This window comes from Coleofasciculus sp. G3-WIS-01, from assembly GCF_040223135.1.
Taxonomy (GTDB): domain Bacteria; phylum Cyanobacteriota; class Cyanobacteriia; order Cyanobacteriales; family Coleofasciculaceae; genus Coleofasciculus.
Window position 1 is genome coordinate 59,696 of record NZ_JAVJZI010000071.1, and the last position, 16,845, is coordinate 76,540.

11 protein-coding genes and 2 pseudogenes are annotated in these 16,845 nt (G+C 45.1%); 4 read left to right on the plus strand and 9 right to left on the minus strand.

The window, feature by feature from the left end:
• Positions 1 to 88 precede the first annotated feature (88 nt).
• A complete protein-coding gene (locus RIM23_RS07320; protein WP_446365781.1) occupies positions 89 to 859 on the minus strand; it encodes a hypothetical protein in 771 nt (256 codons plus the stop codon).
• 697 nt (positions 860 to 1,556) lie between these two features.
• Between RIM23_RS07320 and RIM23_RS07325 the strand changes: the two genes are divergently transcribed.
• On the plus strand, positions 1,557 to 4,721 hold the full coding sequence (locus RIM23_RS07325; protein ID WP_446365783.1) for a DEAD/DEAH box helicase: 3,165 nt from the start codon (positions 1,557 to 1,559) through the stop codon (positions 4,719 to 4,721).
• Between the two features lie 176 nt (positions 4,722 to 4,897).
• On the opposite strand, the gene RIM23_RS07330 is transcribed toward RIM23_RS07325, so the two are convergent.
• The 4 genes from RIM23_RS07330 to crtH all read right to left on the minus strand — a co-directional run bounded on the left by RIM23_RS07330 (position 4,898) and on the right by crtH (position 11,489).
• A complete protein-coding gene (locus tag RIM23_RS07330; RefSeq protein ID WP_446360878.1) occupies positions 4,898 to 5,233 on the minus strand; it encodes an element excision factor XisI family protein in 336 nt (111 codons plus the stop codon).
• Positions 5,221 to 5,637: a XisH family protein gene (locus RIM23_RS07335; protein ID WP_446360880.1), complete on the minus strand. Its 417-nt coding sequence runs from the start codon at positions 5,635 to 5,637 to the stop codon at positions 5,221 to 5,223. Before RIM23_RS07335 ends, RIM23_RS07330 begins: the two co-directional genes overlap by 13 nt.
• 591 nt (positions 5,638 to 6,228) lie before the next feature.
• Positions 6,229 to 9,555 (minus strand): Eco57I restriction-modification methylase domain-containing protein, encoded by a 3,327-nt coding sequence (locus RIM23_RS07340; RefSeq protein WP_446365785.1) that lies wholly within the window; start codon positions 9,553 to 9,555, stop codon positions 6,229 to 6,231.
• Between the two features lie 389 nt (positions 9,556 to 9,944).
• A complete protein-coding gene (crtH, locus tag RIM23_RS07345; RefSeq protein ID WP_446365787.1) occupies positions 9,945 to 11,489 on the minus strand; it encodes a carotenoid isomerase in 1,545 nt (514 codons plus the stop codon).
• Positions 11,490 to 11,989: 500 nt separating this feature from the next.
• Between crtH and upp the strand changes: the two genes are divergently transcribed.
• The 3 genes from upp to RIM23_RS07360 all read left to right on the plus strand — a co-directional run bounded on the left by upp (position 11,990) and on the right by RIM23_RS07360 (position 13,551).
• Entirely contained in the window at positions 11,990 to 12,640 is a 651-nt protein-coding gene (upp, locus tag RIM23_RS07350; RefSeq protein ID WP_446365789.1) for a uracil phosphoribosyltransferase, read from the plus strand.
• A gap of 230 nt (positions 12,641 to 12,870) precedes the next feature.
• Entirely contained in the window at positions 12,871 to 13,206 is a 336-nt protein-coding gene (locus RIM23_RS07355; protein ID WP_446365791.1) for a hypothetical protein, read from the plus strand.
• An 81-nt stretch (positions 13,207 to 13,287) separates the two neighbouring features.
• Positions 13,288 to 13,551, plus strand: coding sequence for a YggT family protein (locus RIM23_RS07360; RefSeq protein ID WP_446365793.1), 264 nt, complete (start codon positions 13,288 to 13,290; stop codon positions 13,549 to 13,551).
• A gap of 67 nt (positions 13,552 to 13,618) precedes the next feature.
• Here RIM23_RS07360 and iscB read toward each other — a convergent pair whose 3' ends face one another.
• From iscB to RIM23_RS07380, 4 genes and pseudogenes are all read right to left on the minus strand, one after another.
• A complete protein-coding gene (gene iscB, locus RIM23_RS07365) occupies positions 13,619 to 14,890 on the minus strand; it encodes an RNA-guided endonuclease IscB (RefSeq protein WP_446365795.1) in 1,272 nt (423 codons plus the stop codon).
• A gap of 276 nt (positions 14,891 to 15,166) precedes the next feature.
• Entirely contained in the window at positions 15,167 to 15,601 is a 435-nt protein-coding gene (locus RIM23_RS07370) for a hypothetical protein (RefSeq protein ID WP_446339466.1), read from the minus strand.
• Positions 15,602 to 15,707: 106 nt separating this feature from the next.
• A pseudogene (locus tag RIM23_RS07375) lies at positions 15,708 to 16,130 on the minus strand (class I SAM-dependent methyltransferase); the annotation flags it as partial.
• A pseudogene (locus RIM23_RS07380) lies at positions 16,129 to 16,845 on the minus strand (RNA-guided endonuclease InsQ/TnpB family protein); the annotation flags it as partial. The pseudogenes RIM23_RS07380 and RIM23_RS07375, both read right to left, overlap by 2 nt.

The following is a 16,845-nucleotide window of genomic DNA, read 5'->3' on the forward strand; positions in this document are numbered from 1 at the left end:
AAGTGTAGGGGCGGGTTTTACTACTATCATTTATTTTGCACCCATAAGTAACTCGCACCCGCCCCGACTTAGTTTCCCCTCTCGCCCATCAGCGCAAGAATTCTGAGGGCAAAAGCGGTTGATTTGTTTGTTCAGTTTTCAAAGGTTGCGGACGCACATTCTTAGGGGCTGGGGATTGTGGTGGAAGTTCATAGCGCTCCTTTCCCCAACCCCAATTCATATCTTCAGGTTTAACCACAGGGGGAGTTTTTCGACCCGTTGGTAGAGGAATCCGTTGGCTTTGAGTGACCTTGACATAAGGCTGACCTTCGTTCGTAAAGCGAACCAGTTGACCTTCAAGTTCTGGTGTTTGGATGGTTTGATTTTCTACAGTTGGCAGTTGACCCTGTGGATCAAATAATGCCACAAATGATACATCAGCAGAGGGTTGCAAGGAGTCACCAATGGGTGATTGCTCCAGTTGCCATGCTTCCCGGAAATGTCCATCGGGCGCTACCTGCCATAAATTTAACGTGGCTTGCCATTTTCCGTCCTCAACCCTGACTACTTGACGATCGAGAATGGAATAAGGGGCATTCGATTCATCGCCATACACCGCCTGATCAGGGAAGCGTAAATCGCGAATTGCGGCTACTGTAATTTGACTTTGATCAGGGAGATTGGTTGTGCCACTTAAGCTGTAGAGTCCAGGACGCCCTCCAGCTTGGGTGTTGAGGGTTAAATCGATCTCTTCTGAGTCTTGAAATGAACAGCTTGTACACCAAAGCAATAGTAAGACTAAAATCGTCCAATTCCGTAAAAAAGATAGGGGGCGCATTTTAAGGGTAGACGGTTGGTAAGATTGACTGAGCATAGTCATTTGTCATTCGTTTATGTCATTTGTCTTAGGAGCCAAGTATTCCCCTGTAGGGGCGGGTTTAGGGACTCAAACTAGCTTGTCACTAATAACTGAGCAACAAAACCCGCCCTTATTCAATTGTCGAAGCCAAGCCTTCGTCCTGTAGGGGCGTAGATAAGTCATAAATTTTAGGAAGCAAAATGCTTCCACTACCAATAATTTTGCTGGATTGAGATGCTTCCCTAACTAACTACCTCTGGAACAGCATCAGACTTGATCGCTGAACCAATGATATAGTAGTCCTATCGACTGACTATCATAGCAATTTTATTGGCGTACTGTGTAGGGCTTTACAGTAAAATCTTAAATAGGAAATTATTAATAGTTGATTTATCAAAAAATGAATTTATAGCTCAATGATATAATCAAGACACAATCGTGTCTCAGCTTTTAGACTTGGGCAAAAAGTGGCGAGCTGACTCAGTAGATATAACTGATGGTACGAATGAAGACTACAGTTGGCGGCTCAAACGGCGACTGATGGATTGATTAGAAGCTGGGCTTTGTGATCAGGAAATGCAACGCGATCGCGACGCTGTGGTGATTTACTATTGGTGGGATTGAAGGTTAACCGCAGAGTTCCTTGTCCCCTACTGTACAATGATTGAACAAGCGAACGTGATCGGAATAACGCGCTAGCAGAATGGTGGCTTAGATCATGGCTGATCCAAATTGGGAAACCCAGAAGACGTTTCTCTACCAATTGTTGTTGGTTAGTTTAAACAGCAACAATGATGTATCCGTGGTGCATACAATCCTGGCGGAGAACACAGATAAGCTGAATGAGACGTTTGCCCTTATGCTGCAAGAATGGGCGATCGCGACTTTGGCTGAACTAGACGATTATCACAAGCCGGATATAGCCAGACGCCTACGGGGGATTAGTCAGTTGATTAACCAGTTTCCTGGGGGCGATCGCACGGATAATCTGGAAATTGTCCGCATTGGCTACGAAATTGCTGCTCAGGTTTTTACTCAGACAGAGGCTCCCCTGGATTGGGCGCAAAATCATTATGATTTGGGGTTAATTTACCTAGAGCGGAGTAGGGGCGATCGCGTCAGGAACCTACGCCAAGCCATTCAACGATTTGAAGCCACTTTATCTGTCTACACCTGGGCGGCGTTTCCCGAGCAACGAGCCAAGGTAGAAGTGTATCTGGAACGCGCCTACCAGGAAATTCGACACCATGAGTTGATTGAAGCCAGCCATTCGGCTTTATCCCTAACCCCTCCGTTGTCTGAGTTGGGAACCCTCAAAGTCAGTGAAGCCGAAATAGCCGCGATTCAACCGCCTGCATTTCGTGCGATCGCTCAAAGCCTACTCGACGCAGAAAAGTTAACCGCCTTAGAAATTACCCCCGCTTCCCAGGAGGAGGCGAAACCCTTACCCCAGGATTTGCCCCCAGTTCTCCGCTATGCTTTAATGACCATTGGCATCAACTCTCTGTGGTCCCATCAGTACGCCTCATTACAGGCGTTGCGTCAAGGGAGAGATATTTTACTCTCCACCCCGACAGCTAGTGGCAAAACTCTGGCGTTTCTTCTCCCAATTCTGGAAACCTGTCTGATCAATCCCCACGCCACCGCCCTATTTATTTTTCCCTTGAAGGCGTTGGCGGTGGATCAGTTGCGGCAAATTCACGACATTATTGACAATATGCCGAAGTTCCAGCGGATTAATGTGGTGATGCTGACGGGAGATGTTCCCATGGCTGAACGGATTAAATTATTGGAACAATCGCCGCAAATTGTTTGTATCACCCCTGATTTACTCCACCATCAACTCTTTAAAGCTTTTAAACCCCAATGGCAATCTTGGCAATGGTTTCTGGCTAATCTCCGTTACTTAGTCATTGATGAAGCCCATACCTATCGCGGTAGTTTTGGTGCCCACTTTGCCAATTTAATGCGACGGTTGCGGTTAGCGATCGATCAAAGTGGGGGAGATTCCACTCGATTACAACATATCTTTGCCACGGCGACGATTGGCAATCCCGGCGAATTAGCAGAAACATTTAGTGGAAGACAGGGAAATCTGTACCTCATAGAAAACAGTGGTGCAGCAACGGCGGCGCGGACAACTCTCTGTTTAGCCCCATCTAAGTATGCCAATATTGAGTCTTGTGCGATTGTCCTATCTTGGTTAGATCAAGGACTCAAGGGGATTGTTTTTTGTAATAGTCGCATTTCTTTAAAATCTCTATTAAATCAGATCCAAGAAAATCTAGAACAACGGGGACAAGGCTATCTCAAATCCCAGGTTAGGATATTTTACGGTTCGCTGAAGCCCCATCATCGCCGCCAAATTATTCAGCAATTGAGTGCAGGAGAAATTAGCATTATTCTGGCAACGTCAGCCTTAGAAGCAGGGATTGATATTCCGGAACTGGATTGTTGCTTACTGCGCGGTTATCCCGGTTCACTCATGCAGTTACGTCAACGTCAAGGAAGGGCGGGACGGAAAAGCCCAGGTTTAGTTATTTTTCTGCCCATTGCTCAAAACGCCTTGGATTATTTTTATGGGAATAACCCGGATTTATTGCTAAGGGGTGAGGTGGAAAGTGCGGTGTGTAATCCGGACTATCAAGTCTTCCTCAAACAGCATTTACTCTGTGGGGCTTGTGAGAGTGGTATTCCTTTGGAGAAATTTCATCAGTATTTTAGTCAGCCAGCCGCAGACATTGCCATTCAGTTAATAAATCAAAAGCAGTTATCCCTCTCTCGCAACCAGCACTTGTGGACGAAACCTTACCCTCATAAAGAGGTACAAATGCGAGGAACTAACCATTGGACGGTGACATTAGTAGATCAAGATACAGGGGAAGAATTTGAAGAATTGGATGAAAAGCACGCCCAACGAGAAGTGTTTCCCCAGGCAATTTATCAGCATCAGTCGTCCTGGGGTGAGCGGGTTTGGTATTCTTGTCAAAACCTTGATTTGCAGAACCAAAAGGCAATTTTAAAACCCCTAGACAAAGATCCTAAGCAGTTAACTCGTGCGGAGCAAGAAACCGAGATTGAACTTAAATCTCACTTAGCCGAACCGAAGATTCTGGAGACAATAATTCCGGAAGGACGAATACGTTTAATTCTGGGTTGGGGAGAAATTACTGATTATGTTACTGGATATACACTCTACAGTCTAGAATACGACAAAACCTGCAAAAATTTCCAATGTCGGCAATATCATAAGCCAGTTAAAGAAGCTCAATGTCCAGACTGTCGGCGCAAGACGCGGTTTGCTGAAATCCAGAAACGGATTAAAACGGTGAATTTTGAGGAGCCTTATTTAACCCGACTTGAAGCACCTGTACTGCAAATCGAAGTTAACCAACCCATTAAGGACTATTTGACTCAACAGGTTAAAGGCGTTAAACAAAAAGTGATTCAGCAGTATGGGGAAGATATTCCTAGTGACTATAAATGTCTTTGGTTTTGTCCGCCAGAACAGATTGCGTTACATTCTCTCACTCACCAAATTAATTTAGCTGTACCCTTGTTAATTCTGAGCGAGACTCAGGAGGTGAATAGTCTAATCGTTGACAAACCCAACCGTCAGCACACCTTACCCACAATTGGGTATTGGTTTGATACAACACCAGGAGGAAATGGGGTATCTGAGGCTATTTTTCATCGTTTCGGGGATTTTGCATTTAAAGCAAAGGTGTTAGCCGAAGGGTGTGACTGCGATGAGGGTTGTCCTCGCTGTTTAATGCAGCACAGTTGTCCTGAAAGTAATGTGGCATTGAATAAGAGTTTGGGGCTTTCATTATTGGACATGATCACCCAGGTGGAGACGTTACCTTTGGCTTCTGGAGGTTAGATATGAAAAGGTTTTACCCTTTTTTCTTGAAGACTAGCAATTATAAATGCCACTCAAAGCCCTGATTGATTATAACCCAGACACTGACGTTCATCCGTTAGATTAACTATCTGTTTGACTCCATGAATCACCACTGAATGGATACCAATGTGGATAGTGGCATGACAGTTTGAAGCCTAAGCAACGCCATACCCAGTATAAGGGCGTTTGTAGGGCGGATGTAACCCTAATACGATGTCTTCTTTAGGGATGCCCATTTCCTGCAATTCTTGACCTACATCAACGTCAGTGGTGTTTTGCTGTAGCCAAATCTTGCCATCTTTAATATCAAAGTGCAGGACAGTGTGATAGACTCGCTTTAAGCCGTTCCAACCTACTCGCATGAATTGATAATGATCTCGCACTGAGTCAAAGAATAGCTGACTTTCTACATCTTGATCACGGGATTGATACTGGCTGTGTTTTTCTAAAAGAGTTTGAATACAGTAGCGATAATGTTCTAGCTTATCCATTGCACAATCTCCTCAGTTACAGGTTCGTAAATAATGAGTTTGAGTTGATAGCGCTCTATGGCTACCTGAGCAAATTTACTTTGAAAAAAGGTTTCATAAGTTTCTAGGGGAACTGCCAGGTAGAGCAAGCGATCAGGTTGCTTAACATCCAGCATAATTCTATAGTTGAGGAATTGCCCCAAAGCTGTATGGAAATCACTAATTAATGAAGTTCCGATAAAGCTTTTAATCTCAACAGCAATCTTTTCTCCACCTCGCTGTGCTGCAATCAACCGCTCTGCTGCCAAATCAATTTTAACCTTGACCTCTTCCCATTCCAGTTCCAGTGGATCGTCGGTAATCATCCACTCGTCTTTCTCTAACCCGCGTCTGACTGATTGGTGAAAAAGGTCTTTTGCCGCCATATTCTCGATTGGTTTGTCAATTAGCCTGGTGTTTCCTGTGAGTCATTCATGCATTATGTCCTATTTCTACTTGAATAATTGAAAACTGGTAGCGTAGTCCAGAGAACTAGCTTTAATCGACTTCACCTGACGCTTGTGAATAATTGGCAGAAATTCTTGTAGTGTAGGAGAAACGCGATCGCATCAAAGTGGGACAGCCACGGGGGACACAACCATCCCCAAGAGAGCGATCACATAATAGCACCACGCACAGTGCGATCGCACGCTCATCAGTTGGCGGATTTGGTGGTTCTCCTTGGAAAATTGTGTAGGGGCGGGTTTTACTACTATCTTTTCCGTTGCACCCAGATGAGACTAAACCCGCCCCGACTGAGGTTTATAGCCTACTCTTTCATTTCAGTGAGGCTGGTTTGCATTTGCTGGAGGTTGAGCCAAAGAGAGAAAGCTCTACGATTTGCCAGTGTTGACATAGTTCTTTTAGGGATTCACCGGAAATATTTAGACCATGAGGAATAGGGATTTGATGAGCTACTATTGATAATCCTGAATCATTCATTATTAATAATAGTCCGTTATTTATCAATATTTAAACTACCTACTGATGGGCATTCGTGGGGGTGCTGTTTTCCACATCAAGTCAATTTCTTCTGGCGTCAGTCCATAAGCTTGATTCACTAAATCAGAAAGACGATGTTCTAGGGTCAAAGCTTCAGTTTTACTGGATTGAATCTCTGGGGCATAATCGCTGTACACTTGACGGACTGCCTTAAGTGCAGCAGGCGTCAGTCCACCGGATGACTTGGGTTTACGCTTCTTAACTTCCTTGACAAAAGCATCAGCATCAAGGCAGGCAAAGTCGTCTAGTTTCTGTCCTGGTTTCTCAATTCCTTGTTCTACCAGTAACCAGTCTAGTACGTCTCGGGAAGCTTCTTGGTTAGCTTTTGTGATTTCAATTAAGCGGCTGACGTTGGGTTCTACTTCAGCTCGGGTTTCATCTGTGGGCGGGGCAATGGGGAGGGTTTCCATAAACATTCCTGCTGGAGTTAGTGCCTCATCTTTCATGTGAGGTAGATAACGCCAGTTATGCCACCAGAAAAGCGGAGTGTTTAGAACTGCTAAGACATATAAATCAGCATTAGGAAAAATAAAGCATTTATTATTGGTAAAATAGCAATTATTATCATAGCTGAAGGCAGGATGGAATTGTATCTCCTGATAAACAAGCTTGGGTTTTTCAAACATTTCATAAAAGGAAGGTGAGGCTTGCAGTTGCCACCATGACTGCTTTCCAGCTCTTCCATCTAACTGAGTTCGATATTTTGTCAAATGTTCTTTAACAGCAGGATATCTTTCTATATCAAAATCCTTATGGGCAAAAATCATCCATTGTTTTTGCCAATCAGGAACCCAACGCTTAATATCTTGACCTCGGAGATAAGGTTTTATAATCTCAGCAGATTTTGGATCAGCATTAATAAGACGATTTCGAGTTTCACTATCAATCAAAAATGCTTCGTTTAAGCCTGTTTTTATCCCATAACAAGGCTTGACTCCAGCAAAATCCTTTAGCGGAACTCCTACATCCTTAATCTTCTGCATCAACTCATCAACAGCAGGCGGTTCTAGACTCCAAGCCTCAGCCGTAAAACGTGACCAAGGAATCGTGTAACCTTCCTGCTGTACATACTGAGTGAGGTTAATATCCGATAACTTTTCTCTTGGAACCGGACAAACTAACACAGGTGACTGAGGTTTTAGCTTAACTACTTCCTGGGTTTCTGATGTTACAGCCTGAACTGGCTTCTGCACTGCCACAATACAGGGAAACGTATCAGCATCCTCAAAAATTTGGGCGTGTCCAAAATCAATAATTTGCTCAAATACACTGTTTTGGGAAAAGAACTGGCGTAGCGGTTCACCATAACCAGCCCTTAACCACTTATTCGTTACAATATAAGAAAGTACCCCACCTGATTTGAGAATCTTGACACCTTTTTCATAGAAGTAAGCATACAAGTCAGCAACACCGTCATAAGATTCATAATGAGCCTGAAGATAAGGCTTAATCGGTGATAACAATTCCTGCCTTACATAGGGAGGATTCCCAATCACCACATCAAATCCACCAGCCGCAAAGACATCAGGAAACTCAGCTTGCCAGTTAAAAGCTCTCTCTGTCACAGATGGGTCAGCCACAATTGAGTTACCTACCTTGATATTGTCATCCAAGTAAGTTAGTGTTTGACCCGATTCAGCCGTTTTTAGCCATAAGGACAATTTAGTAATTTCTACCGATTCAGGCGACAAATCCACGCCATATAAATTGCTATTGAGAATGGTTTTGTTTAAATCAAATAGACTGCGCTGACCCACGAATTCAGCACCGCCATTTCCCTCAAATTCCAGTGCAGCGATCGCCTGATTCACCCGCTCATACTCTCGCATCAAATAATCAAACGCTGCAATTAAAAATGCACCTGAACCGCAAGCAGGGTCAATCACTCGTGTTTTCTTGAGTACCTCATCCCGGTAAGCTTCCCAAAGCTTAATTTCCGCTTCCCGTCGCCGCTTGCTCGCCCGTTGAGGAATCTGCTCTAATTGGATGCGATCGCGGATTTCCTGTTCTCGCTGTTTGAGATACCCACCCAGCGCCACCTCGACAATGTACTGAGTAATAAACGCTGGGGTATAAAACACCCCTTGAGTTTTTCGTTTCCCCTTCTTCTTGTTATAGTTTTGACCAATAGCTTCTGCTTTCAATTCCTCCAAATCAGTGACGGATTGCTCAAAGATACGACCTAGAATATCGACAGAAACCTCTGTATCAAAGTCAAAGCGCGTTAACTGTTTAAGCTGAGAGCATATCGGGTCGGGAACAGTTAGCTGTTCATCTAAAAGTGGGTCTGGTTGAAAAAGCCCCCCATTATATTCAGGAATAGGTGGGTTATCATTGCCCTTATCCACCCAGCGAAACACTGCCTTATAGTTATCCCAAATGGGTCTAGGATTGTAGGGGTCTTTGGAATCGTGAGCCTGAGCAATGGTTTTAGATGGGAGTAAACCTCTATCCTCACAGAAGGCAACGAATAACAATCGGTCTAAGGTTTTCTGAGCTTTTTCGATTAAAACACGATCTCGGTCAGGAATATCTTTTAACCCAGTGAAGCGAAAATGCTTGACCAAACTGAGACGGACATCTTTGTACTCAGAGTAGAGTTGCTTAGTAATCTCCTCTTGAGCCTCATTTGACGCAGCTAACAACTGGTCAGTGGCTGAAAGCTCTTGCGGTGTTTTGGGGAGAAAGTTTTGCCGACATAACAGAAAATAGAACCGCTTAAATACTTCAATGTCCGCCAATTCTGTCAGCAAAAACCGCTCGTAGTAGGCTGGAGTCTTACTGGTTTGATACAGTCGCAATTCTCGATAATTGGAGACAATTACCCAACGACAATCGGGGGTATAGTTGGCATAACGCCAGCCTTGCTCAACGGCTGATTCTTTGCGTCCTGCTGCCGATCTATCTAAATCATCTTTAGCTCCTTTCAGTTCAATCGGAGCAACCACCCGCCCCTGGAGTTTAACTTTGCCTTTCTTACCCTCAACAGCCGTAAAAAAGCCCAAAGCACCATCAGCAGAACCCCCGCCATCCACTATCGTTTGCTCAGCGTGAATTTCCCAAGACTTGCCCTCCCCTTGAATCACTGAGCGATAACCCAAGACCTCTTGAAATGTATCCTTGAGAAAATCCCCATGCAGGGATACTTCTTTAACTTGATTCAGAGTACCTGTTTTGAGAGTAGCAATCCACGGTTGGATTTTCTGATGACGTATTGCCAGGTCTGGTGGAAACGTAAAAGCTTTAAGAGCTTTGTTGAGAGTTTTGCTATAAAAAAGAGCCTTAGCTTGTTGCGTCACCATAGGGATTAAAGAAAGCGTTTATAGAAGCTATGTCTTATACCAAATCCGGCTTTTGTGATGGTTCTCCAACTTCATCCCCCCTTTAAGGGGGGCAAGGGGGGATAGAGTTAGGGTTAGGGGATGAGGGTGGAGCGGTTCGATGGGTGCAGGTATATAGTCCAAAAGCTTATCAGCATTGGTGTTCACCTTAAGTTGGCACAGATGACCGACGTGCGCCCAGAAAACCCGTAAAATCTATCCCACCATTATAGCTGTGTCACGTCGCCATCCTGGATGCTTGCGGCAGCTATAACCCAGCCAAACCTTGAGCAATGGTGCGTTACGCTTTCGCTAACGCACCCTACAATTCGGCTACAACTTTATGGTTGAAAATGATGCAAAATGCGAGCTTACAATCCCAAATCCACCGCCACCCGATGGGCGCAAGCAAACCCAGAAAACGCCACTGCATTCAACCCTTGTCCCGGAAATGTACTATCCCCCACACAATATAATCCCGGAATCGCAGTCCGATTAAACGGCATTCCCAATAACCCCCTTAACTTGCGGCGCGGAATCGGTCCATAGGTGCCATCCTCACGCCCCAAAAACCGTCGATGACTGCGGGCGGTTCCCACTTCCATATAATCCAATCCCGCATCTAAACCAGGGAAAATTGCCTCCAATCGTTCAATAATCCGCCCAGCCGCTTCTTCCTTTTTATCCTCATACTCCTTAGCCGATAATCCCTGCCAATCCTCCATCCAACTGGGCGTAAAGGTATGCATAATATGATACCCTTTCGGTGCTAATTCCGGGTCAAGTAATGTGGGAATAGAAACAAAAATAGTCCCCTCAGCCTCCTCCATCTTGTCCCATTCTTCCAATAAAATATGGTGACATTCTGTACCGAGCGGGAAAACCTTTTCCTCAACCCCTAAATGCAAACTCAAAAAACTGGGTGATTTCTGATAGCGCTGCTGCCACTTTTTCTCACTTGCAGGCATCTGTTCTGAGGGCAGTAATTTCTCAAACGTATCCCAGCGCGTCGCATTAGAAACCACTCGCTTTGCTCGATACTCTTCCCCGCTTGCTAACCGTACACCCACAGCTTTACCCTTTTCGGTTAAAATTTCGCTGACCCTTGCTGAATAGCGAATCTGTCCCCCAGCTTTTTCCAATCCATCAACCAATTTCTGGGCAATTTCACCCACACCCCCTTTGGGATAATTAATTCCCCCATAATGGCGGTCAGAAAACACCATCCCCGCATTAATCATGGGTGTTTTATCAGCAGGTACGACTGACCAACAGTAACATTCCATATCAATAAACTGGAGTAACTGAGGGTCATGAATATAGCGACGGGCAATATCTCCAGCATTCTGGGGCAAATATTTCACCAATCCTAAACAGGCTAAAGGATGCTGAAAAAACACCCGCATCAGATAGCGAGGTTCTTCTAGAGACAGCAACTCCATCGCGTTGAGACAATTAAATACCTTCCAGCATTCATCATAAAATTGACGAATCCCCCGTCGTTCATGGGGAAAATGATCCGTCAATTCTTGTAAGAATTTCTCATACTCTCGATGAACCTTCAGTTCTAATCCTTCGGGTAAATGATAGTGAATCTGAACCTCATCGGGAATCGTTTCCACACTCACATTTACCGCGTCTAAGGCTTTGGTCAATAGATTGGTGGTTCCTTCAGTACCAAAACCAAAAATCATCGACGCGCCAACATCGAATCGATAGCCCTCGCGTTCAAAGTATCCAGCACTACCACCCGGAATCAGATAGCGTTCCAGTACCAGCACCTTAGCACCCTTAGCCGCTAGCTGAGTCGCCGTCACGAGTCCGCCAATACCAGAACCAATGACGATGACATCAAATACAGAGGTTTCGTTCAGTGCGTGATCCGTTGATGAGGGAGATTGAGAAGCAATAGCCATGAATTATGAGACGAGAGAGGTCTTTTACAAATTCGAGTTTAGCTTTTCTAAATTCTCTCTTCCAGACGTGCCATGACAGACGTACCATGCTACGCAATACTGCTTGGCTAAGCTCTCATTTAATTTTTTCTTACCCATCTCCCCCATCTTCCCCATCTCCCTCATCTCCCCCTGTTCCTGATAACTGCTCACTGATAACTGATAACTGATAACTGATAACTGATAACTGATAACTCCCCCATCCCTCCACACCCCCGCAAAAAAAAGAGGGTGGTTCAGGCTGCTACCGCTTGCCCGTCCCACCTACCAATCCTTAATGAGAGGAGAACACTGAGGACTACTATATCCTTGTTGAAAATAAATGTCAACACTAATGCAAAAAAATGGCAATAAACTAGGAAATTCACCATTTAGCCCAGATACCATCTCGGCAGTCGGGAAAAAAAAGCATTATCATGATTCAGTTTAGGTATTCCTTTGTCGTTATCGGTTAATCTACTATGGCTTTGCAATTACGTGTTTATGTTCCCCCTCACCCCCTAATCAAGCACTGGCTTGGCGTTGCCCGTGATGCGGCGACACCATCCCCTTTATTCAAAAGTGCGATGACGGAGTTAGGGCGCTGGCTCACCTACGAAGCGATTCGAGATTGGCTACCGACGGAAGATTTAATGGTTCAGACGCCCCTAGCCCCTTGTCCAGCCACAATGGTGAATCCAGAGACTCCTTTAGTAGTCGTGCCGATTTTACGGGCGGGATTAGCCTTATTAGAAGGGGCGCAAACCTTGTTACCGTTGGCATCCATTTACCATCTGGGGATGGTGCGCGATGAAGAAACCTTAGAAGCCAACTGTTATTTAAATAAATTGCCCCAACAATTTGCTCCGGGTACACGTATCTTAATTACCGAACCCATGCTAGCAACAGGGGGTACAATGATGTCCGCGATCGCAGAACTGACCAAGCGAGGTGCAGATCCAGGATTTATCCGAATTATCAGCGTTGTCGCCGCCCCACCCGCCTTACAAAAGTTAGGGGGCAATTATCCCACCTTAACCATCTACACCGCTACAATTGATGAAGAATTAAGCCAGCAAGGATTTATAGTGCCAGGATTAGGGGATGCAGGCGATCGCGCCTTTGGCACATGATCACAGGGGGGAGTGTTGAGTGTTGACCCTTTTGAGTGCGTAGGGGCAGGTTTAGGGACTTTCTGCTTGGCTATTGATGGTAATGTTTGTACAAAACCCGCCCTAACCTAAAACCCGCCTCGCAGAGAACGGGTGGAAAACTTCTACCGTGAAGATATGGCATCCGTGTCAGCCAACCGTTAATCTGGAAAAGCAGTTGCGTTTTTTATTTCAAGGGTACGAAAGGAAAAATGAGTCAGCGCGATGGTTTTACAGGCGGACTTCTCGCGGGAATCGCCATAGGGGGATTAGTCGGTGGCGTTATCGGAGCCATACTAGCGGGACAACGCAATAATAGCAATGAAGATGCCGATCAGTCCTTACTCAAGTCCCGCCTCTCCGAGAAAAAAGCCATGAAGGGCAAAAAGTCTCAACTCAACTCCGAGGAGAGCATTGAAGCGGCGCGTCGCAGTTTAGAAGACAAAATTGCCCAGCTTAATACAGCAATTGATGATGTACGCCAGCAATTAGGTCCAGTGAATGGGAGTACAGAACTCACCGACAGGGAAGGTTCCCTCGATTCCTGAGCCGGAATTGAGGGATATCCGTTAAACTGACTAGAAAGACACTATCTGCCCTCTAAACTTACTAAGGAAGCGAATAAATTCATGAGTGCTACAGAACTGCTAACCGACAGCCTCGCCAATTTCCTCAATATCTATTTACTGTTGATATTTGTCCGCATTCTGTTAACCTGGTTCCCCACCGTTGAGTGGATGAACCAAGTGGCTGGATTCCTCAGTCCAATTACTGACCCTTACCTAAATATTTTCCGCTCCTTTATTCCGCCGATTGGAGGTCTAGACTTATCTCCTCTCCTGGCGATTATAGTCTTGCAACTTGTCGCCGGACTGTTTGGAGGCATGGCATAGGCTTGGGTTAAAAACTGCTCGATAATTTCTCCCCACATCTAGACATAGCTGCCGTTTTGTCCGGATATTAGGCATAACTGTAACCATCCTGGCGATGGACGGCTTTACAGTAATCGAGTTTTACGGAAAACCGTTTCTTGTTAATCACAAATTCGCCTCTCCCGTCTGACATTGGACAGACTCTAGCTGTGAACGTCCCTTGGTGTTTACCTTTCAAGACTGTGGCTTGAACAATATCGCCCGTACAGAAGCCAAAGATAGGGCGGAGGGGACGGTGTTTAACTGGGTAGCCGTATTTATTCGTTTGGCAGCGCTGCCGTCCACCAAAACCCGTCGCTTTAACATTGAGTATGTGTTCACTCAGGACTTGCAGGGTCTTTGTGACACCCACGCAAGCAGCATCTAGCCAGTGAGTCTTGGGCAGTCCCAATCGAGTTCTGTTGTACTTGGTCTGTCCGCCTGTACCTGTGAGGACTGGCAAGCCGGTTTCTTTGAGCCGATTAAGCAAAGCCCATCGGGTAGCATTAACGGCTGCGGCATCCTTTAAAGATCCCTTGGCTTGAGCTAATATCCGCTTAAGCAGGTCTGGCTTTTTTGGAAGGTATTGCTCAATTGATTTTGTCCCTTTCTTAATGTTGCACTTCTCACAAGCTAGGCACAGATTAGAGATGCGGTTAGTGCCACCTTTAGCTCTAGGGTGAATATGCTCAACCTGCAAAGGAACGTTTTCAACTCCACAATACGCGCATTTTCTTTCCCATTTCACCAATAAATACTCACGGACTTCGTAGCCAAATAAAGTACCTTGCTGGTATTCGCATCCGCTAATTTCAGGCTTGTCTAGCGCTTGTGTATCAAATTTAACTAATTCCTGTCTAATCTCACCAACAAGAGCAAATTTACACAGGCGTTTGACCCAAGTTTCAGTCGTTAGAACCCGATGCATTAAGCTTGGAGAAAGCCATCCTTGAGGGCGCTTCCGATTGAGAAAACGTGGTTGACGATAGCGCGTATTGCGGCTTCTGCGACCTCTCCTGAGAGCCCGACGAGAGTCAAGAGCTAGTTTTATTTGTTGTCCACGATGTTCTAATTCCATCCCCCAAATAACCTGATTACGGTCCGTTACAAGAGCCAATCCCGTAACTTTTGAACCTGGATCGATTTTTAGAGTAAGCGGGTAAACTACTGGATTATCAATAGTTCGTTTCAGAATTAGAGTAAAAGGATATCTGCGGAAAACAGCCGCCTTGCCCTGCTCTAATAATTTTCTGGCTTGTGCTGGATGAATCGGATTCATCGGTGTTTTTTGAGCATCAATGATAAAAACGTAATTTGACATCTTCTGTCATCCAATTAAGTTAAGTTTGCCTCGGTAATGTTGAGAGGGCTTGTTAGGAACTAGGCACGGACTTATAAACCTTTCGTCGCTATTTTTTAACCGAGTTCGACAGAGCAGAAAACTGGCGTTCATTTTCTGGTGTCATGACCCTCCCAACGTAGGCTTGAAGAAAGCCTTAACCTGCACGTTCGTTACTCTGGGTAGCTATTTCTAGTTATGTCCAGATTTGGGTAGGTTTTTACGAACGGTTAAATATCAATGAAAGTCAACAGGCTTTTAGCGGCGGACTTTGCCCGTAAAACCGGAGGCTTTGAATTGTTCAAGCTGCAATGGGGTTGGCTGATTAGCCGAAACCGTAATTCGCACTTCAAAATCACTAACGCCCGGTGGGACTTCATCAATGGCACCCAGCCGGGTACGATTTTGAAAGACGGGATTATGATTGGCATCGTAGATCCGACCAAAAATGTCAGCGTTGATCACGGGTTTACCTGACTTGTTGATGGCTTTGCCTGTAATGATGTAGCAATTGGCAGCTTGGAGAGAACCGGGCGTGACCAACCCTTCGGAAAACTTGGAGGGACATTCTTGGTAAGACAGATCAGACAGTTCAACCTGAACGAAGGCAAACGCGGCAGGGGCAATGACCCCACTGATTAGCCAAAAAAGACAAGCAACTGTAACGGTAGTAAACCAACTTTGAACTCGCATAACCGATAGTAATAATTATCTTAACTCAGTGATTCCATACCTCAGCATAGCGCGAATCCAGCCGCCAACCGTCCTAGATCATGGTGGTGAACGCTGGAATCATTCATTAACTGGGAGATTCTATCGGCTTCTGGAATAGCATCAAATGCTGTTGAGGTAAAAACTCTTTAGTTTCCAGCCACTGTAACCCCACCGCATTCATTTCTTTACGCGCTTGTCTCTGGGTCATTTTATGCAGCGCTTTAATCGGAATCAAGGGATTCTCCCGGCGATATTCCACCAGTACAACTCGTCCACCGGGTTTAAGCGATCGCACGATTCCACTCATCATTTCTCTAGGATAAGCAAATTCGTGATAAGCATCGACCATCAAGGCTAAATCAACGGTTTCTTGGGGTAAATTTGGGTCAGTGGTACTCCCCAAGATTGGCTCAACATTGGTCACATTGTTCTCCCTTTTCAGGAATTCGATCATATCCAGCATCTCCGGCTGAATATCCACCGCCAGCACCTTACCCTGAGGGACAATTTTTAGACCCTTTCTTCTTGTGCTTCAATCGGCGTTGTAGCAATTTTAGCTTACGGTGCAATGAATCAAAGAATCGAGGTCTAGCGATTAACTCACCATCAGAGGTTGCCAAAAACTTTTCTAACCCTAAGTCAATCCCGATAGGATGACCATGAGGCATTGCATCAGGTATTTCTACATCACACTGTAATGACAGCATGGTAAAATACCCAGAAGCTTTTTTAACGATGCGAACCTGCTTTAAGGTAAACCCGTCTGGAATTGGGCGGGATAACCTCATTTTGACCCATCCCAACTTAGGCAGCTTAATTAAGTCTCCCTTGACAGGATTAGTCTTAAACTGAGGGAACACAAAGGAACGCATCCTTCCTGGTTTTTTGAATCTAGGAAAACCCATCCCTTTGCGTCTCATATCAAGAAACGCGGTTTCAAGCTTTCTCAACACCTGTTGTAAAACCTGAGCATTTACTGATTTAAGTTCAGGATTGTTTTTCCTTGCCTCTGTTAAAGACTTAGCTGGCAAGTTGTAGTTAGGAAATGGCGCATCGGCAGGTATAATGTATTCAGCAATCAGGGAACAGGCGTTAACATCAGACTTTCGAGAATTAAGCCAATCCTTTCGTTCACGCAAGGCGTAATTCCAAACCTTACGGCAAACTTCTAAATAACGCTCAATTGCCGCTACTTGTTCAATTGTTGGCTCAATCTTGTACTC